The sequence below is a fragment of the Shigella sp. FC1967 genome (assembly GCF_001743005.1).
In the GTDB taxonomy this organism is placed as follows: Bacteria; Pseudomonadota; Gammaproteobacteria; order Enterobacterales; family Enterobacteriaceae; genus Proteus.
The window spans coordinates 1-1,349 of the sequence record NZ_MIIZ01001002.1 but is presented as its reverse complement, the minus strand read 5'-3'; the positions used below and the strand labels follow the sequence as shown (position 1 = coordinate 1,349).

The window sequence follows — 1,349 nt, the reverse complement described above, 5'->3', positions numbered from 1 at the left end:
TTGAATAGATTATGGCTAACATAGGAGACAGTGACGATGCGAAACATTAGGGTTAATGTATATAAATACTGATAATATTTGCTACAATTGGAGAGGATTATTGTTTGGATAATTTATGGATATTATTGCTGAAATTGCTTTTCGTATTATTGCGTTAATGATTGACATTATTTATACCACTCTTCGTTTTTTTGGATTTAGAATCGCTGTGCTAGGAAGTGGTTTTTTCCTTCTTCATATGCTCAGTTATCATCCTATTTTCATCATAATATTTATAGTTGTGGTGATCGCGTTATACGCACCAGTAATATATAAATTAGTGAAGAAAAGAAAAAGCAATTAAATACGTTACACACTCCTGCTTGATATAATGAAATTAGTTGGAATGACGACAATCATTGACAGTATGATAAACAACCATGTCTTTTATATATTGGTTATCACTTGAATTGTCGATAATATCCCCTGTACTTAGTTAATTCGATGCGTTGGCTCTTTAAAACACAAAATGCCGAATCTCATCAATCCTGAGTTTTCCGTAGTCCGTTGTGAGAAGAAATGGGAAATAACTAAAATATTTCCTTATATAAAACATGTTTTCTTCAAAGAATACTTTCTGTCCAAGCAATCCACCTCACTATCTGTTGTATGTTGATTTTAATTTGAGAACTTAATTTACGCGCTATCTTTTGTGGATATTTGCACTCACAATATCGTTTAATAGCGACATGTCGAATTGGATTTTTAGGTAGCATATCAATACCATCATGGTGATTGGCTATTACGATTTCACCAAGGCACGGCTAAATCAGATAGCCAATGTGTATTCCAATCGCATTGAGCTAAATTTGATTATTTAGCTCAAAAGCAGTATTAAGCCGTGTTCTTAAACATCTAGCATGCTTAAGCATGTGACTGCTCCCCACCGTAAACGGCGAGGCTTCCCACTTCTCAGACCGCAACCCTCTGTTCGACGGATTTACGCGGGTCTCCATGGGCTGAAACGACGAGTCCCGCCGCGTGTAATTCCAATATGCCCTTGTGTCGGATATTGATTGCCGCATTGATATCTCGGTCATGTTCAACTCCACATTCAGGGCATTGCCAGATACGCTTATGTAGTGGCATTTCTGACATTTTATGACCGCAGCAATGACAGGTTTTCGAACTGGCAAACCATTGATCCAGTTTTTACCAGATGGATGCCTTTTTCTGCGGCTTTATATTCCAGCTTTGTGATAAAACCATGCCAGCCTGCATCACCGATAGCGCGAGCCAGACAGTGGTTTTTCATCATATTCGCCGATTTCAGTGTCTCTACAATTACCGCTTGGTTTTCGTCAACAATT

Annotated in this window: 1 protein-coding gene and 1 pseudogene; one reads left to right on the top strand and one right to left on the bottom strand. The window is 37.9% G+C overall.

Translation table 11 applies throughout. The features are described from left to right. Positions 1 to 115 precede the first annotated feature (115 nt). Positions 116 to 343, top strand: coding sequence for a hypothetical protein (locus BHE89_RS17360; RefSeq protein ID WP_069368843.1), 228 nt, complete (start codon positions 116 to 118; stop codon positions 341 to 343). A 608-nt stretch (positions 344 to 951) separates the two neighbouring features. Here the strand turns inward: BHE89_RS17360 and BHE89_RS17355 are convergent. Next, positions 952 to 1,349 (bottom strand): annotated as a pseudogene (locus tag BHE89_RS17355) (RNA-guided endonuclease InsQ/TnpB family protein); the annotation flags it as partial.